Consider the following 19,996-nt stretch of genomic DNA (forward strand, 5'->3'; position numbering starts at 1 on the left):
TTCACCATTATATCATATAATTGGGTATTTCGTGTAAAACTACCTGTCGATGAGGACGGTCTCTTTAAAACATATGCTTAATGGTCCCGTTTCATTAGGTAATCTGCGATCTGAAGTAACCGCTCTGGGTTCGGAATATTAGAACGGATTAAGGCTTCTTTTGCTTGGTTCGTCAATTCTTTCACCTTCTGTTCAGAAGCTTCCATGCCGATAAAATAAGGGAACGTTACCTTCTGCTGCTTCTCATCGCTCTTCACAGGCTTACCTAGCTTCGCTTCATCGCCGATAATATCCAAAATATCATCTTGAATCTGAAAAGCAAGTCCTAAGGCATGACCAAATTCACTAAGCGCTTCTAATTGCGCTTCTGTCGCGCCAGCAATATGTCCGCCAGCACGTAAGGAGAAAACGATCAAATCGCTCGTCTTGTGTGTATGAATATAAGTAAGCTCTTCCAATTTCGTTAAGCCTTGTTCTCCCAGCATATCCGCAGCTTGCCCGCCAACCATCCCACGAGCACCTGCCAGCACAGCAAGTTCTTCCGTAATTGCTAGCACACGCTCTGCAGGAACACCAAATCGTTTGTGGGATTGCGCAATGCAGAAAAAGGCGTGCGTAAGCAGTGCGTCGCCTGCTAGAATAGCCATAGCCTCGCCGTATACTTTGTGATTCGTTAATTTGCCTCGCCGATAATCATCATTATCCATTGCTGGCAGATCATCATGGACCAGCGAATAGGTATGAACGCACTCGATAGCCATAGCAACAGGCATGGCAGCCTCAAGAGAGCCTCCAAGCGCCTCAGAAGCAGCTAAAACCATAATAGGACGCAGTCGCTTGCCGCCTGCCATCAGGGAGTAATCCATAGACTCACGCAGCGAGCTTGGCACCTCCCACGCAGTAGGCAAGGATTGACGTAATGCGGCTTCAACCAATTCAGCATGGGAAGCGATATATGTATGAATACTAGACGTCGTGTTATTCAAACTAATTCCCCTTATCTTCCAAGACAGGCTGGAAAGGCTTCCTTGTTACCCCAGCTTCCCCTTCAACCAGCATCTCAATTTTCTTCTCCACTTGCTCCAGCTTAACGCCGCATAAATGGGAGAGTCTTACGCCTTCTTGATACAATTCAATTGCTTTCTCTAAAGGTACGTCGCCGCTTTCCAGCTGACTTACTATACGTTCTAGTTGCTCGATTGCCACTTCAAAACTTACTTCCGCTTCACTTGTTGACATCAATGTTCGCCTCCATCCCCGAAACTTGACATTGTATTTTACCGTCCTTAAGACGTATAGATAACCGATCCCCAATCTTCACTTGCGTTATCGATCTCACGAGTTGCTTCTCTTGTTCGTCATATGCAAGGCTGTAGCCCCGCTGCATGACCTTCAGCGGGCTGAGAGCGTCCAGATGTCGGACGCTGGACTGCCACTCCTGCTTCTTCGAACGCAGGAGGGTCTGCATGGCCGTGAGCATCTGGCGTTTGGATACATCCAAACGCTGCCTTGCCATCACGGCCTGCTCGGTTGGGTTGAAGCTGGATAAGCGACGCTCCAGCCTCAATCGACGCTGCGCCAGCTCCGTGAGGCGCTGACGCATACGGTAACCGAGCTGCTCCGCCAGCCGGTCGAGTCGCTCCGCAGGCTGCATGAGCAGCTGCCTGCGGGGGTTCGTCAGGAACGGCGAGCGCTTCGCGCGCTCCAGTCGTTCCTGCTTGCGGCGCAGCTGCTGCAGCAGCCCGTAATGCAGGCGCTGTGCCTGCTGCGATAGCTGCTGCTTCAGCTCGAGGTGGTGCGGCACCGCGAGCTCTGCCGCCGCCGTAGGCGTCGGCGCCCTCAGATCGGCGACGAAGTCGGCGATCGTGAAGTCCGTCTCGTGGCCGACGGCCGAGATGATCGGGATCGCGGAGGCTGCGATAGCCCGCGCCACGATCTCCTCGTTGAAGGCCCACAGCTCTTCCAGTGAGCCGCCGCCGCGGCCCACGATGAGCACGTCGGCTTCACCGAGCCGGTTCATAGCTTCGATCGCTTTAACGATCGAAGGCGCCGCCTGCGTACCCTGTACGAGGACAGGGTACAGCAAGATCGGGATCGACGGAAACCGCCGCTGCAGCGTGATGATGACATCACGAATGGCCGCGCCCGTCGGAGACGTGATCACGCCAATCGCACGCGGAAACCGAGGAATCGGTTTCTTGCGCTCTGGCGCGAACAGCCCCTCGCCTTCGAGCTTCTTCTTCAGCTGTTCAAAAGCCAAATACAAGCTGCCGATGCCATCTGGTTGCATCGCCGTCACATAAAATTGATAAGCACCATCTCGCTCATAGACAGAAATGTTCCCCCGAGCAATTACTTTCGTGCCCTCTTTCGGGATAAATCCCAACTTCTGATTATGCGAAGCAAACATGATGCTTTTGAGCCGGCCATCCGCATCCTTCAATGTAAAATACATATGACCACTAGAATGATGCGTGAAGTTAGATATTTCACCTCGCACCCACACATCCTGGAGACGTGAATCGCCTTCTAGCAATAGCTTAATGTAACGGTTTAAGTCCTTAACGGATAAAATCTTCGTCTCATTTCTAGCCATAAGTTGACTATACGCTCACATTCGCACGAGCTGCACGGCTAGCCGCATCAACTGTATTGCGAAGCAGCATCGTAATCGTCATTGGCCCCACACAACCTGGAACAGGTGTAATGGCACTAGCAATCTCTTTCACAGCTTCAAAATCAACATCACCCGTTAACTTACCATCAGCAGGGCGATTCATACCAACATCAATTACGACAGCACCCGGTTTCACATGATGTGCTTTAATCAAATGCGCTTTACCTACCGCTACAACGAGAATATCCGCTTGTTTGGTGATCTCTTCCATGTTAGGCGTGCGGGAATGTACGACAGATACCGTTGCATGCTCACGAAGCAACAACATTGCCATCGGCTTCCCTACGATATTACTTCTACCCACAACAACAGCATGCTTACCAGCGATTTCAACACCAGTCCGCTTGAGGATTTCAATGACTCCATGCGGCGTACAAGGCTTCATGCCGTCTTTTCCGATCATGAGGTTACCCACATTCATCGGATGGAAGCAATCCACATCCTTCGCTGGATCAATTTCATCAACAACCGCTTCTTCATTGATATGCTTTGGCAATGGTGATTGAACAAGAATGCCGTTAATTCGAGGATTGTTGTTAAAACCATGGATGAGTGCAATTAATTCTTCTTGTGTCGTCTGTTCAGGCAGGCGGTGTACTTCGGAATAGATGCCGACATCATCGCAAGCTTTCGCTTTGTTTCTAACATAGACTTGTGAGGCTGCGTCTTCACCAACAATAACAACGACAAGACCTGGTTGGTTTCCCTGCGCTGTAAGCTGCGCTGCATCAGATCTGATTTCTTCACGAATAGAGCTCACGAGTTCTTTCCCATTAATAACTTGTGCTGACATGTTATTTCCCCCTTAGCCATTTAAGCCATACCTATATGAAAGTAAAGTGCTACTTGCTTCGATTAACTCACTGCGTGCGCAAAACTTTTTCTTTCAGTTCATCAATTTCTTTCAGCATCTTCCCGAGCACACCGTTAACGAATTTCCCTGATTCATCCGTGCCGTAATGCTTAGCCAAATCAATCGCTTCATTGACAACGACCTTTGGCGGCACATCATCACGATACAACATTTCATAAGCACCAAGGCGCAGCACTTCTCGATCAATCCGAGACAGCCTGTCCATTGCCCATCCTTTGAGGTACTCCTCCAACAACTCATCGATACTTACTTTATTCTTGTAAGTTCCTTCAACAAGCTCAACAATATAGACCGGATCTATCTTATCTCCGGAGAAATCCAACTCCGATTCATTATCATGTTCAGCTTCATGAATCGCGATTTGAACAGCCTCCTGAGGAGTAGCCTCATTCATTTGGATTTGGTATAAGCTTTGTATAGCAATTTCACGTGCAATTCTGCGTTTCATTCTTTTCCTCCTAAGCGTCTCGCTCGTGCAAAACGACCTTCTCCTAAAAACTCTTTATCCTAGTATACGTCAAAATAGAGCCAATCCAAACAAAAAAATCCATGGTTGAACCAGGGATTTTAGCGAAACATTCTCCATTTTTGTGTGAGATAGCGCCAAATGTCTTCCAGCATGACGAAACTTTCCTTGCGATCCAGCTTATTTCCAACGTAAAAACCAATAAGAACAATAAATCCAAAGATCAGCATATCCCAAAAACCGAAGAACAAATAAATAAAACCGAAGAATATACCCGCTGTCACTCCGATTACTTTGCCCCTATGGAACTCCCATAGTTCATTCCACATATGTGGATTCACCTCTATTCGACCCGGCTTTTAAACGTTGGGGCAGATTGCACGATGTTCGCTACAAATACGGTTACGGAAGCTACAGGAATACCGGTAATATCTTCTATGTAACTTTTCACTGTACCTTGCATGTCTTCAGTCAGTTCCGGAATCGAGCTTTCTCCATCTACAATAGTTCTAATCGTAATTTCTAACCCGGATTGATTCACTCTCACACGTGCACGCAGATCCTTCGCACCTTTCGTACGACCTGCTGCTTTCAATGAAAGGTTTTCAACCGTCTCGATGGAAATACGAATATCACCGAAATCAGTGCGTTGATCAATTGATGGCGCCTGTGAGCGTCCGCGGCGAAGCGTTACGATTAGGAAACGAACAGAAATCAGCAGCATAATCAAACTAATGATAATGCCCGGATAAGCATAGCTCTTCTCGTAATAAAAATGGCTAAGCGTACTGCTTGCTTGATCAAGTGGGATCCAGCTAGATGCTGTGAACAATACAAAGATCGATGCGACGAAAATAATCAGGCTATAGAAAAGTAGTAAGAGCCTGTCCACAATTTTACCCACTACGCTTGTCCCCTTCCTAAGTTAGAGGAAACCCCCTGCAACCTGTAGGGGGTTTCAATTGATCCATATGGCTCAGCTTTACCGCCTATTTTACACGATGGGTAGCCGCTGGTTCTTCGTCAACCGGTTTATCCGCCTGCTTAAAATGCACATCATGAATATGAACGTTAACCTCAACAACATTAAGACCCGTCATTGATTCAATGGCCATTTTCACATTATTCTGAATATCACTCGCAACTTCAGGAATACGATTTCCATACTCGATAATGATGGAGACGTCAATGGCAGCTTCACGTTGTCCGACCTCTACCTTTACGCCTTTGGACAAATTCTTGCGCCCAAGTAATTCAGCAATGCCGCCAGCTAATCCGCCACTCATCCCCGCTACACCTTGCACTTCCACCGTTGCCAATCCGGCAATGATTTCGATAACCTCGGGGGCAATCTGGATGCTGCCCATGTCTGTCTTGACGTAATCCGGAGCGATTGTGCTCATTGTGGCACCTCCTAAAAATTTGTGGAGCAAATTTACTTATATAAGCTAAAAAGTTTGGGCCAGCTCATGCTGGCTTTGAAATAAATGGGATAAGCCATCTTAATTTATTAGTATAACATTTTGGTAAAAATATGACAAATGATTGTCTTACGATTCTGGATCGTTCACATCGTGCTCTTCTAAGAACTTGATATCGTGATCGCCACTGATAAATTTCTTATGCTCAAGCAATTTCAAATGGAATGGAATCGTCGTATTCACACCATCAACCGCGAACTCATTGAGCGCTCTTTTCATACGGTTAATGGCTTCTTCACGTGTGCTTCCCCAAACGATCAACTTCGCGATCATGGAATCATAATGCGGCGGAATCGTATACCCCGGGTACACCGCGCTATCCACGCGGACACCGAATCCACCAGGCGGCAAATAAAATTTCACTTGGCCAGGAGATGGCATGAAGTTCCGATTCGGATCTTCTGCATTGACACGGCATTCGATTGCCCAGCCATTAATGCGAACGTCTTCTTGTGCGAATGACAACGGATTGCCTTCAGCCACACGAATCATTTCTTGGATAATATCGATTCCCGTAATCATCTCGGTTACTGGGTGTTCAACTTGAATCCGCGTGTTCATTTCCATGAAGTAGAAATTACCATCTGGACTCAACAAGAATTCCAGCGTTCCCGCTCCGGAATAATTCACAGCTTTCGCCGCACGTACCGCTGCTTGCCCCATCGCTTTACGTGTTTCCTCCGTTAGAATCGGACAAGGCGCTTCTTCAACAAGCTTTTGTCTACGACGTTGTACGGAGCAATCACGTTCGCCTAAGTGGACGACATTGCCGTGTTTATCAGCTAGAATTTGAATTTCAACATGCTTCATGCCAGTTAAATACTTCTCCAAGTAGATACCTGCATTTCCGAATGCGTTCTGTGCTTCTTGTTGAGCGGCTGTAATTTGCTGTACAAGCGTTTCTTCGTTCTCCGCAATACGGATACCTTTACCGCCGCCGCCAGCTGTTGCTTTAATAATAATGGGATAACCGATATCGCGTGCGATGACAACAGCATCCTCAATATCCTCAACTAAGCCATCGGAACCCGGTATAATCGGAACTCTCGCTTCCTTCATCGTTTGCTTGGCAACCGCTTTATCCCCCATGCGAGAAATCGCATCTGGTGATGGACCAATAAACGTGATATTGCAGCTTTCACAAATTTCTGCGAAGTCCGCATTTTCAGCTAGGAAGCCATATCCTGGATGAATGGCATCACATTCCGTCAACGTTGCTACGCTCATCAAGTTAGTGAAGTTCAAATAGCTGTCTTTGGATGCGGTAGGCCCAATACAATAAGCTTCATCCGCCAATCGAACATGCAGGGCATCGCGATCTGCTTCTGAGTATACAGCTACCGTATAGATGCCAAGTTCACGGCATGCTCGGATAATACGAACTGCGATTTCTCCACGGTTCGCTATAAGAATTTTATGAAATTTCATGATTTGCCCTCCTAAGAGCTCTTCGTGCGAAAAGCTTGCGCTGTCAGCATAAGCTTGCAAACGCAACTACTCCGGTCTAACCAAAAATAAAGGTTGTCCATACTCAACTAGCTGTCCGTTCTCAACGAGAATTTCAACGATCTCGCCTTTCACTTCAGCTTCTATTTCGTTCATTAATTTCATAGCTTCCACGATACATACAACACTTTTATCCGTTACTTTGGAGCCGACACTTACGAATGGCGCGGATCCTGGTGAAGCGGATTGATAGAAAGTCCCTACCATCGGAGATACGATCTTATGTAAAGATGAATCTTCTTGTTTGGCTTGTCCGTTCGCATGAACTGGTGCTTCAAGAGCAGCAGCTGCCGGTGCCGGGTTAGCATAGTTAGGTTGACCAATCGGTGCATATGTGTGTTGAACTGGGGCGGATACATACAGAGGCTCCGCTTTATTCGGCTTACGAATAGAAAGGCGTGCACCTTCATTTTCAATTTCAAGTTCTTGTAAAGAGGATTGATCGACGAGTTTAATTAACTCTTTGATTTCACTCAATTTAAACATTCAAGTCACTCCTTTAGACGTTGGTGAATCCTTTAAAAATGCGTTTTCATAGCCGCAACGTATGTATTATACCCATAAACGCACGAAATGGAAAGAGTCCAGTTTATCCGGACCCTTTCCAGTGGCAATTTGAGAAGCGAAAACTTCACTAGAATCCCTACGGACGAACGTATTGGATCTTGATGTTTTCTGGCGTTGCTCCTAGTTCTTTCACAACCATATCCACGATGGAAACACCTTGACTTTTCTCCAATTTATCAGCTTGAACCGTTACTTTCCATTTGCTTCCATCTTGATTAATAACCGCTTGTGGGAAGTCTTGAATAAGCAGGTCTTGCAGATTTTCGATTTTCTCTTGCAGATCTGTTAGAGCTGACAAATCGTTCGTTGCTTTTGCTACGGCTTCAGGCGTTTTCTTGGAATCCAAAATGATGGTCATTAAATCTGTCGAAACTTTGCTGAAGTAGTTATTTTGTTTTACTTGTTCATTCGTGAAATAGTCATTAGCCGATGTTGTTTTGGCTTGCTCTTCCACTTGCTTTAACACTTGATCGTCTGTTTTGGATGTTGTAGTCGTTGTTTTAGTCGCGTCTTTTGTCGTAGTTTTGGAGCTGTCTTGTGTCGTTGTCGCTTTCGTATCTGTTTTTGTTGAAGTTTGCGGCGTTGTCGCTTTCGTGTCGGATTGTGTCGTTGTGCCAGTTGTTGCTTTTACATCTGTTTTAGCACCTGTGACCGGATCCACTTGCGTCATATCAATTTTTACTTCTTGTGACTTCGAAACCGTCTCCGTTGATGCCAGATCTAGTTTGTTAACATCTTCAGTGAACAGATAATACGCGGAGAGTACCACCATCAAGCTAAGCATAGATACGAGCCAAATTGTTTGTCTTTTTGCATTCATTGTTTATTCCTCCTCAAAGTTTTTCGCCAGAAAAACTGGCATCGTAAGCATAATCTTAGAATAGTTGAATGATTTCCTGATCTTATTCCCCTGTTTTGCGTGGTAAAATCGAAATTTTACCCGCTTGAACGTCCATTCCTCGCTCAACGGCTTCCATAATCATCTTCTTCACCGTGAGATTTTCTGCCCCTTTTGCAACAACGATAACACCTCTAATTTTGGGTTTAATGTATTTGAGCACAAGCGGCTTCTGGTCACCTGATACTTGATAAATAACGACTTCACCGCTTCGCGTTACCTGGGATATGTTGCGTGTTGCCCCGCCATTGTCGCGTTCTGTCGTCATGGTTTGATTATCGTTATAATTTTTGTCAACGGTCATTTCCTCCGTAGATTCAATGGTAACGAGTACTTCCACCTCACCGACACCCACAATCTTTTGTAGGATGCTTTTCAGTTGGTCTCCATAAGCTTGTTCGTAATCATGAAAGCTTGCGTTTTCCTTTGATGAGCTCCCCACAAATGTTTCTTTACTCTCTGCTGGTGGAGACGCCCTGCCTGTGTTGATGGGATCCAGATCTTTAACTTGTATAAATGCGTTGATGATCATTAGCGCAGCTCCTAAAAGCCCTACCATGATGATCCAAAGTAACGTATTTTTACGTTTTGGCCCACCTGGTCCGCCGCCGAATTTGTGCTCCATCCATTGCAGCAATGTTCCCATCGATTCACCTCGCCATCCATCCTTTGCTTTGTGCTGCTGCGATCTCGATTTTGGCAGGATCAACTAGCCAATTGCGTGAAATTCCTTGCTTGAGTCGATCCTTTTCTTGCTCACTTGGCGTTACTGCTGAGCTTGCCTGTGTATCGCCCTGTGTACTTGCCATGCGATCTTGCCCAGTCGCGGCGGATCCGATTTTGATTGGATCTACGGGCTTAACAGGCTCCATGGCAGCAATGCTTTTACTTCCGGTTACCGGTTGTTTCTTCGCTTCTATATCATCAAGGGTCACCTTCACACTCAAAATGCTGGGCTTCCCGTTATTGTCTACCTGCACTTGCACTTGTACATTCTCGATTGGCCATTCCGTTTGTTTCTGGACGTCTTCTTTGATCAATACAGCTAATTGGGTCTGAACCACTTGCTGTGTTTTCTTCTGCTCAGCATCTTGAATCTTGGCAGCATCCTTTGTAATGGCATCTAGTGACTTCATTTGTGTCTGATTTCCAAGGCCTCCAGCCAACATCGTTTTCTCATTCTGAGCTTTCTCTGCTTGGCTTAACAGCTGATCCATGTTCCATTCCTTCTGGAACAGCTGAAGCACTGGGGTGAGCAGCGTCAATAGAATAAAAAGACTCAAAACCGTCTTCACGTACCGCTGCATCGTATTGCTTGGGAGCAGAAGATCAACAAACGTCGCGAGCATAATGACCATAATGACGGTTTTCAGCCATCCTGCTAACCAATCCATCGCCTGGCTCCTTTCATCTCATCATGACGGAGACATTGCTAATCGTGATCATGATGGTCAGGGCAAGAAAAAACATTAAACTTACCGCCGCTAACGCAGCAAAAACGTAAATTAAGCTTTTACCAATTGTCTGTAGACAAGCTATGATCGGACTATCACCTAAGGGCTGCATGAGTGCCGCTGATAAGTTGTAGATGAAGGCGAGAGTTAAGATTTTAATAGCTGGAAAGGCGCATAGGAGAACGAGGATGACAACTCCTACAAGTCCTATCGCATTTTTGACTAATAAAGAAGCTCCGATTACTGTTTCTGAAGCATCTGAGAAAAGTCGCCCCACGACCGGCACGAAATTCCCGGTAATGTATTTAGCCGTTCGAATCGCAACCCCATCTCTTACAGCTCCTGCCGTGCCTTGAATGGAAATGACGCCAAGGAAGACGGTTACGAATACGCCTAGCATGCTTAAACTGACGGTACGCAGCAGATTAGCCAACTGTGTAACCTTAAACTTATCGCTGAGTGAACTTACAATGTGCAGCACAGTTGAGAAAAACAAGAGTGGGAAAACAAAGACATAAATGGCTGTTCCCACCGAGTGGATCATGAACACGATCAGCGGATGTAGGATGGCTACCGAAGTTACATTCCCCATGGAGGCTAATAAAGTCAGTAGCAAAGGCATTATCGCGAACATGAACTGAATCATGGATGAGATTGCTGTCTTCGCATATCCGATAGCAACACTGAAGCTGTTGATGGCAATGATAATCAGTACCATATAGGTAATCGTGTAACCTAATTTACTAACCGTATTTCGTTCAAAGGAGCTTTGCAGTGTTTCAAGAATCATGCTGAATACGGTCAAGACGACAATGGAAGCTAGTAATTTGCCATTGATAATAATTTCATGGAACACATAACTCAGAAGGCCTTTGAAGATACTTTTCATGCTAATGCCCTTGGTCCCCATGAGCAGCTCCATGAAGGTTGGCGGCTTATTTTCAGGAAAATAGCCTCCATACTCCTTCATCAGCTTATCCCAATATTGCTCGACCGGTTCCGTATTTAAGCGGTTGGCTTGCTCCTGGATAATGATATCCGTAGGCGATTCAGCAGTTAACGAACCTGACAATCCGAGCCAGAGGCCCATTGATAAAATAAACAATAAGATCCACCGGTTGTTCAGCTTCTGGTGCGAATAAAGTAGGGGCATGCGTGTCACTCCTTAGGTGAATCTTCTAAGCAGGGAGCAGTTTAACTACTGTCTCGATGATCACTGTTATGATGGGAATGGCCATGACCATGATGAGCACTTTACCTGATAGCTCAATTTTGGAGGCGATGGAATCTTGACCCGCATCTCGAACGATCTGTGCGCCGAATTCGGCGATATAAGCAACGCCTATTATCTTCAGTATCGTTTTGAGGAAAACGATGTTCACGTTCGACTTCACTGCTATATCCTCAAGGACTTGGATAACCGCTGAAATTTTGCCTATTAAGAACAAGAAAATCACAATGCCAGTAAAGGCGGCTAACAAAAAGGCAAACATCGGTTTCTGTTCCTTGATAATAAGTGTCAATATCGTAACGATGAGTCCTAGTCCTACGATTTGGATGATTTCCATCAGACCACCTCATTGGAATAGGAAAATAGTTTTAATTTCTTTAAACAAGTTATCCAACATACTGACGACCATAAAAAGCACGACCACGAAGCCAATGACCGTGACCCAGTGTGCCATATCCTCTTTTCCCATTTGCTTCAACACCGAATGAATCATAGCAATGATGATTCCGATGCCGGCGATTTGGAAAATGGCATTCACATCTACATTCATTCCTGGCACCTCACTCCGCCTTCAAGGAACTTGTCATGCACGGATAAATGACCCTACTAATACATTAAAATCACGACTAAAGCGCCAATTAGGACACCTAGGCTTTTCCACATTTTCTCGTAGCGTTGCTGCTCATCTCTGGCGTCCGATTCTTCTGATTGAAGTTGGCTGATCGCTAGTCGCAAGTGCTTGATTTGGTCACTACGATCTGAAAGCCCCAGCACTGGCCCCAGTTGAAGAATAACTTCTTGTTCTGCTTGTCGCATGGAGGTTCTCGCCCAGACTTCCTTCACCGTCTTTTGCCACAAATCTTTGGTCGACTCACCATCACTTCTTAATAACCGTTCCGACATTAAACGGAATAAGGTAGAAAGCGGATCAGCTACTTGCTTGCTTAAGGAAGCAAACGCTTCTGGGAGCGGCGTAAGCGCGTAAGCAATTTCCGTTTCCATTCGGCCAAGTGCTCCGATAAGAGCGCGAATTTGCTTGGGACGTCTTACATAATGGGCAGCCTGCAGAAAGCCATACATGGAAGCTGCACTAAAGATTAGAACTCCACCAACAAATTTCAGCATCTCCATCGTCCTTTGCTTTCGTCATCCATCCCCCATTGCCTTACCTTGTTGATCCAGAATCCGAAAGGAAGCTGAACCACCTCTTCTTCTCTGGAGGATCACATATTTCATAAACACGCCTTCCTCCATCAATTGGCGAAGTACGGGGCGTCTACGGACATCCTCATAGTTGGCGCCATGTGCGGTTGCTAGAACACGAATCCCCGTGTGTAGGGCTTCATGAATCGCATCAGCATCCTCAGATCGACCAATCTCATCCACGATGAGGACTTCGGGTGATAAGGATCGAATCATCATCATCATGCCTTCCGCCTTCGGACAACCGTCTAACACATCTGTGCGAGGACCTAAATCGAATCTCGGCACTCCTTTGACACAAGCAGCGAGCTCGGAGCGTTCATCAACGATTCCTACTTTTTTACCAGATAGCGAGCTGTTTCTAGCTCCCCATTCACCCCGGCTTATCAGTCTAGCCAAATCACGAAGTAATGTGGTTTTGCCTTGTTGCGGCGGTGAGATGATCAGGGTGTGATGAATGTTACCCATGCTCTGATCAACCAGTTGCGGTAAGATCTCCTGACCGACACCTTGAATCTCGCGCGCGATTCGAATGTTAAAGGAACTGACATCTCGGATTTGCTTCACCTGACCTTGGTCAAGAATCGTTCGCCCAGCCAGTCCAACTCGATGACCGCCTGAAACGGTGATATATCCTCTTCGCAGTTCTTCTTCAAAGGTGTAGAGTGAATGATTCGTCAGCATCTCCAGCAAGGTTAGGCAATCTTGCCTCGTTGGTTTGTAAGCCAATGCTTCCTGCGTGATCATTTGCCCACGCTCGCTTACGAAGGCATAACGGTCAGCCCAGCTGATTTCAAGGGGACGCAACTCTCTCACCCTGATTTCTTCTACGCTAGCTTGTACGTTCGGCGGGAGTTCGCTAAGCATTAATCGGATGTTCTGTGGCAACAAGTGTGAAATACTCGCTAGCATGGGGAGACAGCCCTCCAAGTTGTCCAGTCTTCTATATTTATTTCTATGCTTACTAGAAAGAAATATGACCGATTACTTTTTAATAATCCCAATAAACAGACAACTGACACCTGCAATGATCCATAACATCTTTCCATATGATAGTTTTTCAGCTATGCCTACTAATCCAATTGTTGTGGTAGTTAATAGTACTAGAGGACCTACTAGTGCTAGAGCCGAATTCACCAGCAGCGCTTTCTCAATCGTAGCTAGCCGGAGCATAAGAATAGCTGCAATAATTTCGATACTCCCCGACATCATACGTAAGGAAGCCATCGTAAGTACGATCTTATTCATGAATGGATACACCTCCTTTTTCCCTACCTTATGCGAGCTCGTCTCATTTTAGGCATGCTGGGCACCTCCATTTGCGCTCATGCATATGCTGTACACATAATTGATCCTTCGAAGGACAGTGAGGAGAAATACCGATGGAAGTGACCTCTCAATTAAAATGGAACCCCGTTCTAGCCGACCCTACAGGAAGAAGGCAACTGAAACCAAGAACGTTGGGGAAAACGATGGTGATGGATAAAGGGCTCGGCATGCTTGCCTATCAGGATTTACTTCAAACCTCTCATGCACATGTCGATATGATCAAGCTTGGTTTCGGTACATCACCGCTCTATCCACAAGCTGTGCTGCGAAGCAAAATAAACCTGGCAAAAGAGAATAACATCCTTATTTATCCGGGGGGTACTTTTCTGGAAGTGGCCGTGCGCCAGGACGCGGTAGATTCTTTTTTTGGCATGATACGTGCGCTCGGCTTTAATAGCGTTGAAATATCTGACGGTACCATTCAAATGGATCGTAGAACGCGAAATGAGCTGATTATCCGAGGATTAGACGAAGGATTGGAAGTCATTACGGAGTATGGAAAAAAAGGTTGGGGCTCGTCCATTGAATTATCTGAATTAATTGAGACTGTTCTCATCGATACGGAATTAGGTGCTTCCCTTGTAACGATTGAAGCGCGTGAATCGGGTATGGGGGTTGGCATTTTTGATGGGCAGGGGAAATGTAAAGATGAAGAGCTGCATCGTGTGCTTACATCTATTTCAGGGGATCTGCTCTTGTGGGAGGCGCCACTAAAAACGCAACAAGTTCACCTGATTAACTCACTCGGTCCTGATATTCACTTGGGCAATATATCCCCTGATGAAGTCATCGCGTTAGAAGCTTTGAGGAGAGGACTGCGTTCTGACACGTTGTTCTTAGGTACCAGAAAGGATTAACACATGCATATCGAGGTGATCGCATCTATCTGCGAAGCAAGAAGTGACGAGTTTCTCCATAAAACCGTCATTGTCGTCGATGTCTTACGTGCGACAAGCACAATCATCACCGCACTGATGAATGGCTGCAAGGGCGTAGTCCCTGTTGATACGGTAATGAAAGCGAAGGAATTAGCTCGAGAGGGCGATTTACTTGGCGGAGAACGTTATTGCAAGAAAATTCCAGGGTTCGATTTTGGCAATTCGCCGCTGGAATATACACGGGAAGCCGTACAGGGCAAGCGTATCATTTTGACGACCACAAATGGCACAAGGGGGATCCAAAAAGCGACGAAAGCCGATCGTGTGCTGGCTGGAGCTTTAATCAATGGTAAAGCTACTGCTGAGGCAGCCATCGACCTGAAAAGGGACACCGTGATCGTCTGCGCGGGTACGCAGGATGTATTCTCTTTGGAGGACGGCCTCTGTGCCGGTCTCATCTTAGATGAAATCGCATCTTTACTTGGTGAGAATCAGATGATGACGAATGATTTTGGCTTAGCGATGCGCGGCTGTTATCTTGAAGCTAAAGAGCGATTATTGGAAACCTTGCTCGCCTGCATGAATGGTAAAAAAATGAAAAAGTCCGGCTTCCTCGCGGACGTCGAACTTTGTGCCAAAGTCAATATCACGGATTGTGTGCCCGTTCTTGAACATGATCTAATGGTGCTCTATCAACGATAGACTACCCATTCGTTCTAAATACAAGCCCCCTTCATAAACTAAATTGACGACACTGAAGACGACGAGGGGTTTTGTTTATGAACGGTGATTTGCTATTGGTGATTCTTATAATCATAGGTCTGATAGGTCGCTCGCCAATTATCACAACCGCGGCTTGTCTTTTACTTGCCGTTAAACTAATTGGTCTTCAGCGCTACTTCCCAACCATGGAGCGCAAAGGACTGGAACTTGGCTTGCTGTTCCTGACAATCGGTGTGTTGGTTCCTTTTGCCAGTGATCGTATCTCAATGAAAGATATTCTCTCCGTCTTTACGACTTGGCCAGGAATCATCGCCCTGCTTGGAGGCGCGATTGCGACTTATATGAACGGTAAAGGTTTGGAGTTACTAAAAGTAGACCCACAATTAATTGTGGGTCTTGTCCTTGGTTCTATATTTGGCATCTTATTTATGCGCGGCATTCCGGTAGGTCCACTAATGGCTGCCGGAATAACGGCATTTTTAATGAAGCTTGCTTATTTTATAGCGGACAAGCTCCAGTAGATGTCAAAGTTATCTACGATCTTCTGGACCACCAACGAAAGCTTGCTCTGCTGTATCTAACCCGTACGCCGTGTGAAGCGCACGAATCACATCTGTTAATTTCGAATTATCGATCACACATGACATTTTAATCTCAGATGTACTTACCAAAGAAATGGTAATTCCAAGATCGGAAATGACTTTGAACATGGTTGCAGCAACACCTGGTGAACTTACCATGCCTGCACCAACAATCGATACTTTGACAAGATCAACTTCGGAAGTTACTTCACGGTAACCAACTTCAGCGCGAAGTTGCTCGAGAACGTCAAGAGCTTTCTCACGATCCGCTAAGTTCGTTGTGAAAGAGAAGTCTGCAGATCCGTTAATTACACCGCTTTGAACGATGATGTCAACGTCAATTTGCACTTCAGCAAGTGCTAGGAAAACCTTCGCAAGTTGGCCTGGCTTTTCAGGAACACCCAGAATACTAATTCTTGCTACATTTTTGTCATAAGCGATGCCACGAACGACGATTCCTTGCTCCATCACTGCTTCCTCCTTCACATTGGTGCCTTCATTGTAATTAAAGCTTGAACGTACCACGAGGGTCACGTTGTAATTTTTTGCATATTCAACTGCACGAGGATGAAGAACTGCAGCTCCTAGGTTGGCAAGCTCCAACATCTCATCATAGGAAATTTCAGCAAGCTTTCTGGCTACTTTGACTATACGAGGATCCGTAGAATAAATGCCATCAACATCGGTATAAATTTCACAAAGATCTGCTTTAATCGCTGCGGCAAGAGCAACTGCTGTTGTATCCGATCCGCCGCGGCCAAGTGTCGTAATTTCACCAGCTTCGGTCATTCCTTGGAAACCAGCTACGATGACGACATTCCCCTGCTCAATCGCATTCAATACGCGATGAGGTTGAATATCGGTAATTCTCGCTTTACCATGAACAGGCTCTGTATAAATGCCACTTTGCCATCCGGTGTACGAAACCGCTTGTTCACCGAGATTATGTATGGCCATTGATAAAAGCGCTACGGAAACTTGTTCGCCCGTCGTCAACAACATATCCATTTCACGAGCCGGAGGGGCTCCATCGTAAATTTGCTTGGACAAGTCGATTAAATCATCCGTTGTATCTCCCATCGCAGATACGACAACAACACAGCTGTGTCCAGCTTGTTTACGCTCTACGATTCTTTTTGCAACTCGTTTCATTCGCTCCGCATCACCGACAGAGCTACCGCCAAATTTCATCACTATAAGAGACAAAGCTGACCCACTCCTAACACATACTAGTGCATAACAATTCAATATTATAGCATATAATTGGCGGACTGTGGTAAGAAAAGAAAAAAAGCCTTTCGAACTCATACGAGTCAGAAAGGCTTTGTTCATTAATGATTAGTTGCTCGCGCGGGAAAGGTATTTACCGTCATCTGTATCAACGGAAAGAACATCGCCTTCGTTAATGAACAGCGGCACCATCACATTAAGACCTGTTTCCACTTTCGCATTTTTCAAAGCACCTTGTGCTGTGTTTCCTTTGACGCTTGCATCTGTTTCAACAACTTTCAAGTCAACGCTCTTCGGAAGGTTAATCCCTAGAATTTCACCTTGATAGCTCATGATTTTGATGTTCATGTTTTCTTTCAGGAAGTTCAATTCCCATTTCAATTGCTCATGGGCAAGGGAAATCTGATCGTAAGTCTCCGTATCCATGAACGTGTACTCGTCGCCAGCTGCGTACAAGTATTGCATTTCACGGTTCTCAATGTGAGCACGTCCAACGTTCTCACCAGCGCGGAATGTACGTTCAACGGTGTTGCCGTTGCGTAGGTTTTTCAGCTTGGAGCGCACGAATGCTGCACCTTTACCTGGTTTAACGTGTTGGAAATCTAGAACTGTAAAAATATCATGCTCAACTTCAATCGTAAGACCTGTTTTAAAATCGTTTACTGATATCACTTGTAAATCCCTCCGCTAGTCAATGATAAGAAAATCTTTGGTAGAATGTGTAAGTATTTTAATGCCGGTCTCAGTAATTACTACGTCATCCTCAATTCGAACTCCGCCAAAATCAGGGAGATAAATACCAGGCTCAACGGTAACAACCATACCAGGAGTTAAAATCGTATCTTCGGTTTTCGACACGCGAGGAGATTCGTGAACCTCCATCCCCAACCCATGCCCGGTCCCGTGACCGAAATAATCACCATAGCCGTGCTTCACGATCACATCACGTGCGAAAGCATCGCCTTCTCTGCCAGTAATTCCCGGTTTGAGGTTAGCCAAGCAGTGCAATTGTGCTTCTAAGACAACATTGTAAATTTCTCTGTGCTTGTCTGTCGGCTTCCCTAGCATAACCGTTCTTGTGATGTCAGAGCAATAACCTTTATAATACGCTCCAAAATCCAATTTGACAAATTCGTTTATTTGGAGAATACGATCACTTGCTTTACCATGCGGTAATGCAGAACGTTCGCCTGACGCCACAATCGTCTCGAAAGAAGTTGAGGTTCCTCCATTTTTGCGAATAAACACTTCAATTTCAAGCGCGATGTCTAACTCTTTGACACCTGGTTTAATAAAGTTAAGGATATGTGAAAAGGTTTGATCGGCCAAATCTGCCGCTTCTTGCATCACTTGCAGCTCAGCTTCATCCTTCACCATACGAATCAATTCAACAAGACGGGACGTTGGAACAAACTCGATGCCTGGCAGACCTTGTTGATAGTTCAAGAAATCACCGTAAGACACATCGCTTTGTTCGAAACCTAATTTCGTGATACCTTGCTTCTGCAAGAGTTCAGTAACTGTCTCGATCGCCTTTGCTTTATGTTCAACCACTTCAAACAGTTTGGCTTGCTGCGGCGCTTGTGTCATATAACGGAAATCTGTTAATAAAATGGCACGGTCTAACGTTATAAGTACATAGCCAGATGAGCCTGTGAAACCAGATACATATGTACGGTTATATGCGTTCGTGATGAGTAGTGCCGGTAAATCCTGCTGTTGCATAACCTCGCGAAGACGTTCAATACGTTTCTCCTGCATCCAAATCACCATTCCTTCTTAAAGTTTTGCTAGAGCAAAACGATCTTTGTAAGCAAATGCTTACAGATGGGGTAGTAAAGCTCGTAGGCCAAGCGCATAACTGTCAGCGCCAAATCCACAAATTTGACCAATCACAACGGGTGCGATGACCGAATGATGACGAAATTCTTCACGTTTATGAATATTCGAAATATGAACCTCTACCGTTGGCAATTGAACTGTAGATAAAGCATCACGGATTGCATAGCTGTAATGAGTGAAGGCACCCGGATTAATAAGTATGCCATCCTTCGTACCGTACGCTTCATGAATTTTATCAATAATCTCGCCTTCATGGTTAGATTGGAAACTCTCCAATTCAAGTGAAAGCTCTGTTCCAAGCTCATGCAAACCCTCGATGATTGAGGAAAGTGTTACCGTTCCATATACGCCAGGTTCACGTATGCCAAGCATATTCAAATTCGGACCATTCAAAACTAGAATCCTTTTCAATTGGAAATCCTCCCGCAACAATCGTCATTGACAATTAGCCAGCTTCAGCTAATTAACCTTTGATATTTTACCATAAGTTTCATGTCTTGGGTATAGCCTCTGAAGATCTAGCGCTTGTATATTCAATAGCAATGGAATACCCAATAAACATCCCCCATACAAGAAATAAACAAACCTCACTTATGATTGTATTTAGATCTAACTCTGTTATCCAAAACACCATGCCTGTAATAGGACCTACGATTAAATAAATAATCGCCCACCAGAGTGCCCCATAGCCTATTCCCCAAAAAGGACTTCGCAGTTTCCACATAGTCACCATAAATAGGAAGGCCGCGACTATCGAAAATAGCGCAAACGCTAACCACCCCGTAAACAATCCCATCCAAGTGTTAAAGAAATCATGTTTGAAAAAAGGTTCAACAAGAAAACCAATACCTATCGTTGTAAACTTAAAATAATTTTCGACAATTTTGAGAGCACCCCAAATTAGCCCAGCAAAAAAACCGATATATAACACAAATACCCAGCGATTTGTCTGCTTTTTCTCCACGGTATGCGCACTGCTCATCTGCGATCTTCCTTTCTCTACCGATACGGCTTGTCTTATCATTGGCAATCATAGTATGTTCTGTCGCTATCGGT

General features: G+C 45.4%; 27 protein-coding genes. 3 read left to right on the top strand and 24 right to left on the bottom strand.

The genetic code is table 11. The annotated features are described in order from the left end of the window. Positions 1–77: 77 nt before the first annotated feature. The 19 genes from AC58QM_RS06230 to AC58QM_RS06320 all read right to left on the bottom strand — a co-directional run bounded on the left by AC58QM_RS06230 (position 78) and on the right by AC58QM_RS06320 (position 13,605). Positions 78–992 carry a polyprenyl synthetase family protein gene (locus AC58QM_RS06230; protein WP_497282774.1) on the bottom strand — a complete coding sequence of 305 codons (915 nt, stop codon included), beginning with the start codon at positions 990–992 and terminating at the stop codon, positions 78–80. Further along, positions 988–1,239: an exodeoxyribonuclease VII small subunit gene (gene xseB / locus AC58QM_RS06235; RefSeq protein WP_310223283.1), complete on the bottom strand. Its 252-nt coding sequence runs from the start codon at positions 1,237–1,239 to the stop codon at positions 988–990. Before xseB ends, AC58QM_RS06230 begins: the two co-directional genes overlap by 5 nt. Beyond that, positions 1,226–2,596 carry an exodeoxyribonuclease VII large subunit gene (gene xseA, locus AC58QM_RS06240; RefSeq protein WP_497282274.1) on the bottom strand — a complete coding sequence of 457 codons (1,371 nt, stop codon included), beginning with the start codon at positions 2,594–2,596 and terminating at the stop codon, positions 1,226–1,228. Before xseA ends, xseB begins: the two co-directional genes overlap by 14 nt. A 7-nt stretch (positions 2,597–2,603) precedes the next feature. Next, positions 2,604–3,470, bottom strand: coding sequence for a bifunctional methylenetetrahydrofolate dehydrogenase/methenyltetrahydrofolate cyclohydrolase FolD (gene folD / locus AC58QM_RS06245; protein WP_497282276.1), 867 nt, complete (start codon positions 3,468–3,470; stop codon positions 2,604–2,606). A gap of 67 nt (positions 3,471–3,537) precedes the next feature. Then, the gene (nusB, locus tag AC58QM_RS06250) at positions 3,538–3,999 is read right to left on the bottom strand and encodes a transcription antitermination factor NusB (RefSeq protein ID WP_497282278.1); all 462 of its coding nucleotides are present in this window, start codon (positions 3,997–3,999) and stop codon (positions 3,538–3,540) included. 119 nt (positions 4,000–4,118) lie between these two features. Then, the gene (locus AC58QM_RS06255) at positions 4,119–4,346 is read right to left on the bottom strand and encodes a DUF2273 domain-containing protein (RefSeq protein WP_310223276.1); all 228 of its coding nucleotides are present in this window, start codon (positions 4,344–4,346) and stop codon (positions 4,119–4,121) included. 14 nt (positions 4,347–4,360) lie between these two features. Continuing rightward, entirely contained in the window at positions 4,361–4,921 is a 561-nt protein-coding gene (gene amaP / locus AC58QM_RS06260) for an alkaline shock response membrane anchor protein AmaP (RefSeq protein ID WP_497282280.1), read from the bottom strand. 85 nt (positions 4,922–5,006) lie between these two features. Next, positions 5,007–5,420 carry an Asp23/Gls24 family envelope stress response protein gene (locus AC58QM_RS06265; RefSeq protein WP_310223273.1) on the bottom strand — a complete coding sequence of 138 codons (414 nt, stop codon included), beginning with the start codon at positions 5,418–5,420 and terminating at the stop codon, positions 5,007–5,009. Positions 5,421–5,567: 147 nt separating this feature from the next. Continuing rightward, entirely contained in the window at positions 5,568–6,926 is a 1,359-nt protein-coding gene (accC, locus tag AC58QM_RS06270; RefSeq protein WP_497282281.1) for an acetyl-CoA carboxylase biotin carboxylase subunit, read from the bottom strand. 66 nt (positions 6,927–6,992) lie between these two features. Next, on the bottom strand, positions 6,993–7,490 hold the full coding sequence (gene accB / locus AC58QM_RS06275; RefSeq protein ID WP_497282283.1) for an acetyl-CoA carboxylase biotin carboxyl carrier protein: 498 nt from the start codon (positions 7,488–7,490) through the stop codon (positions 6,993–6,995). Between the two features lie 157 nt (positions 7,491–7,647). Next, positions 7,648–8,391: a SpoIIIAH-like family protein gene (locus AC58QM_RS06280; protein ID WP_497282285.1), complete on the bottom strand. Its 744-nt coding sequence runs from the start codon at positions 8,389–8,391 to the stop codon at positions 7,648–7,650. 82 nt (positions 8,392–8,473) lie between these two features. Further along, positions 8,474–9,115 carry a stage III sporulation protein AG gene (spoIIIAG, locus tag AC58QM_RS06285; protein ID WP_497282287.1) on the bottom strand — a complete coding sequence of 214 codons (642 nt, stop codon included), beginning with the start codon at positions 9,113–9,115 and terminating at the stop codon, positions 8,474–8,476. 4 nt (positions 9,116–9,119) lie between these two features. Then, positions 9,120–9,863 (bottom strand): stage III sporulation protein AF, encoded by a 744-nt coding sequence (gene spoIIIAF, locus AC58QM_RS06290; protein ID WP_497282289.1) that lies wholly within the window; start codon positions 9,861–9,863, stop codon positions 9,120–9,122. Between the two features lie 13 nt (positions 9,864–9,876). Next, on the bottom strand, positions 9,877–11,076 hold the full coding sequence (gene spoIIIAE, locus AC58QM_RS06295; RefSeq protein ID WP_497282291.1) for a stage III sporulation protein AE: 1,200 nt from the start codon (positions 11,074–11,076) through the stop codon (positions 9,877–9,879). Positions 11,077–11,101: 25 nt separating this feature from the next. Continuing rightward, complete coding sequence (spoIIIAD, locus tag AC58QM_RS06300; RefSeq protein WP_310223261.1) at positions 11,102–11,491, bottom strand: stage III sporulation protein AD; 390 nt, start codon at positions 11,489–11,491, stop codon at positions 11,102–11,104. 9 nt (positions 11,492–11,500) lie between these two features. Further along, positions 11,501–11,704 (bottom strand): stage III sporulation protein AC, encoded by a 204-nt coding sequence (gene spoIIIAC / locus AC58QM_RS06305; RefSeq protein ID WP_056614718.1) that lies wholly within the window; start codon positions 11,702–11,704, stop codon positions 11,501–11,503. Positions 11,705–11,760: 56 nt separating this feature from the next. Then, positions 11,761–12,279, bottom strand: a complete 519-nt coding sequence (gene spoIIIAB, locus AC58QM_RS06310) for a stage III sporulation protein SpoIIIAB (RefSeq protein WP_497282293.1) — start codon at positions 12,277–12,279, stop codon at positions 11,761–11,763. Positions 12,280–12,300: 21 nt separating this feature from the next. Further along, positions 12,301–13,269, bottom strand: coding sequence for a stage III sporulation protein AA (gene spoIIIAA / locus AC58QM_RS06315; RefSeq protein ID WP_497282295.1), 969 nt, complete (start codon positions 13,267–13,269; stop codon positions 12,301–12,303). Positions 13,270–13,341: 72 nt separating this feature from the next. Then, positions 13,342–13,605: a YqhV family protein gene (locus tag AC58QM_RS06320; protein WP_497282297.1), complete on the bottom strand. Its 264-nt coding sequence runs from the start codon at positions 13,603–13,605 to the stop codon at positions 13,342–13,344. Between the two features lie 134 nt (positions 13,606–13,739). Between AC58QM_RS06320 and comA the strand changes: the two genes are divergently transcribed. The 3 genes from comA to AC58QM_RS06335 all read left to right on the top strand — a co-directional run bounded on the left by comA (position 13,740) and on the right by AC58QM_RS06335 (position 15,808). Next, a complete protein-coding gene (gene comA / locus AC58QM_RS06325; RefSeq protein ID WP_497282299.1) occupies positions 13,740–14,543 on the top strand; it encodes a phosphosulfolactate synthase in 804 nt (267 codons plus the stop codon). 3 nt (positions 14,544–14,546) lie between these two features. Continuing rightward, a complete protein-coding gene (locus AC58QM_RS06330; RefSeq protein ID WP_497282301.1) occupies positions 14,547–15,266 on the top strand; it encodes a 2-phosphosulfolactate phosphatase in 720 nt (239 codons plus the stop codon). Positions 15,267–15,343: 77 nt separating this feature from the next. Next, positions 15,344–15,808, top strand: a complete 465-nt coding sequence (locus AC58QM_RS06335) for a DUF441 domain-containing protein (protein WP_497282303.1) — start codon at positions 15,344–15,346, stop codon at positions 15,806–15,808. A gap of 9 nt (positions 15,809–15,817) precedes the next feature. Here AC58QM_RS06335 and AC58QM_RS06340 read toward each other — a convergent pair whose 3' ends face one another. From AC58QM_RS06340 to AC58QM_RS06360, 5 genes are all read right to left on the bottom strand, one after another. After that, complete coding sequence (locus AC58QM_RS06340; protein ID WP_497282305.1) at positions 15,818–17,074, bottom strand: aspartate kinase; 1,257 nt, start codon at positions 17,072–17,074, stop codon at positions 15,818–15,820. A 132-nt stretch (positions 17,075–17,206) separates the two neighbouring features. Further along, positions 17,207–17,770 carry an elongation factor P gene (gene efp / locus AC58QM_RS06345; protein WP_171630165.1) on the bottom strand — a complete coding sequence of 188 codons (564 nt, stop codon included), beginning with the start codon at positions 17,768–17,770 and terminating at the stop codon, positions 17,207–17,209. A gap of 15 nt (positions 17,771–17,785) precedes the next feature. Then, a complete protein-coding gene (locus AC58QM_RS06350; RefSeq protein WP_497282306.1) occupies positions 17,786–18,859 on the bottom strand; it encodes a M24 family metallopeptidase in 1,074 nt (357 codons plus the stop codon). A 60-nt stretch (positions 18,860–18,919) separates the two neighbouring features. After that, positions 18,920–19,351 (bottom strand): type II 3-dehydroquinate dehydratase, encoded by a 432-nt coding sequence (gene aroQ / locus AC58QM_RS06355; RefSeq protein WP_310223238.1) that lies wholly within the window; start codon positions 19,349–19,351, stop codon positions 18,920–18,922. Positions 19,352–19,430: 79 nt separating this feature from the next. After that, positions 19,431–19,922, bottom strand: coding sequence for a YqhR family membrane protein (locus tag AC58QM_RS06360; RefSeq protein WP_497282307.1), 492 nt, complete (start codon positions 19,920–19,922; stop codon positions 19,431–19,433). Positions 19,923–19,996: the final 74 nt, after the last annotated feature.

Source organism: Paenibacillus sp. J22P165, assembly GCF_059692015.1.

Bases quoted from the DNA above. Each gene is read 5' to 3' on its own strand.
- AC58QM_RS06255 (WP_310223276.1), bottom strand. From the start codon at position 4,346: ATGTGGAATGAACTATGGGAGTTCCATAGGGGCAAAGTAATCGGAGTG.
- AC58QM_RS06330 (WP_497282301.1), top strand. From the start codon at position 14,547: ATGCATATCGAGGTGATCGCATCTATCTGCGAAGCAAGAAGTGACGAG.
- spoIIIAB (WP_497282293.1), bottom strand. From the start codon at position 12,279: ATGCTGAAATTTGTTGGTGGAGTTCTAATCTTTAGTGCAGCTTCCATG.
- AC58QM_RS06350 (WP_497282306.1), bottom strand. From the start codon at position 18,859: ATGCAGGAGAAACGTATTGAACGTCTTCGCGAGGTTATGCAACAGCAG.
- nusB (WP_497282278.1), bottom strand. From the start codon at position 3,999: ATGAAACGCAGAATTGCACGTGAAATTGCTATACAAAGCTTATACCAA.
- xseB (WP_310223283.1), bottom strand. From the start codon at position 1,239: ATGTCAACAAGTGAAGCGGAAGTAAGTTTTGAAGTGGCAATCGAGCAA.
- folD (WP_497282276.1), bottom strand. From the start codon at position 3,470: ATGTCAGCACAAGTTATTAATGGGAAAGAACTCGTGAGCTCTATTCGT.
- AC58QM_RS06265 (WP_310223273.1), bottom strand. From the start codon at position 5,420: ATGAGCACAATCGCTCCGGATTACGTCAAGACAGACATGGGCAGCATC.
- spoIIIAC (WP_056614718.1), bottom strand. From the start codon at position 11,704: ATGAATGTAGATGTGAATGCCATTTTCCAAATCGCCGGCATCGGAATC.
- AC58QM_RS06280 (WP_497282285.1), bottom strand. From the start codon at position 8,391: ATGAATGCAAAAAGACAAACAATTTGGCTCGTATCTATGCTTAGCTTG.
- xseA (WP_497282274.1), bottom strand. From the start codon at position 2,596: ATGGCTAGAAATGAGACGAAGATTTTATCCGTTAAGGACTTAAACCGT.
- AC58QM_RS06335 (WP_497282303.1), top strand. From the start codon at position 15,344: ATGAACGGTGATTTGCTATTGGTGATTCTTATAATCATAGGTCTGATA.
- spoIIIAE (WP_497282291.1), bottom strand. From the start codon at position 11,076: ATGCCCCTACTTTATTCGCACCAGAAGCTGAACAACCGGTGGATCTTA.
- spoIIIAG (WP_497282287.1), bottom strand. From the start codon at position 9,115: ATGGGAACATTGCTGCAATGGATGGAGCACAAATTCGGCGGCGGACCA.
- AC58QM_RS06320 (WP_497282297.1), bottom strand. From the start codon at position 13,605: ATGAATAAGATCGTACTTACGATGGCTTCCTTACGTATGATGTCGGGG.
- AC58QM_RS06360 (WP_497282307.1), bottom strand. From the start codon at position 19,922: ATGAGCAGTGCGCATACCGTGGAGAAAAAGCAGACAAATCGCTGGGTA.
- spoIIIAA (WP_497282295.1), bottom strand. From the start codon at position 13,269: ATGCTAGCGAGTATTTCACACTTGTTGCCACAGAACATCCGATTAATG.
- accB (WP_497282283.1), bottom strand. From the start codon at position 7,490: ATGTTTAAATTGAGTGAAATCAAAGAGTTAATTAAACTCGTCGATCAA.
- comA (WP_497282299.1), top strand. From the start codon at position 13,740: ATGGAAGTGACCTCTCAATTAAAATGGAACCCCGTTCTAGCCGACCCT.
- accC (WP_497282281.1), bottom strand. From the start codon at position 6,926: ATGAAATTTCATAAAATTCTTATAGCGAACCGTGGAGAAATCGCAGTT.
- spoIIIAF (WP_497282289.1), bottom strand. From the start codon at position 9,863: ATGGATTGGTTAGCAGGATGGCTGAAAACCGTCATTATGGTCATTATG.
- spoIIIAD (WP_310223261.1), bottom strand. From the start codon at position 11,491: ATGGAAATCATCCAAATCGTAGGACTAGGACTCATCGTTACGATATTG.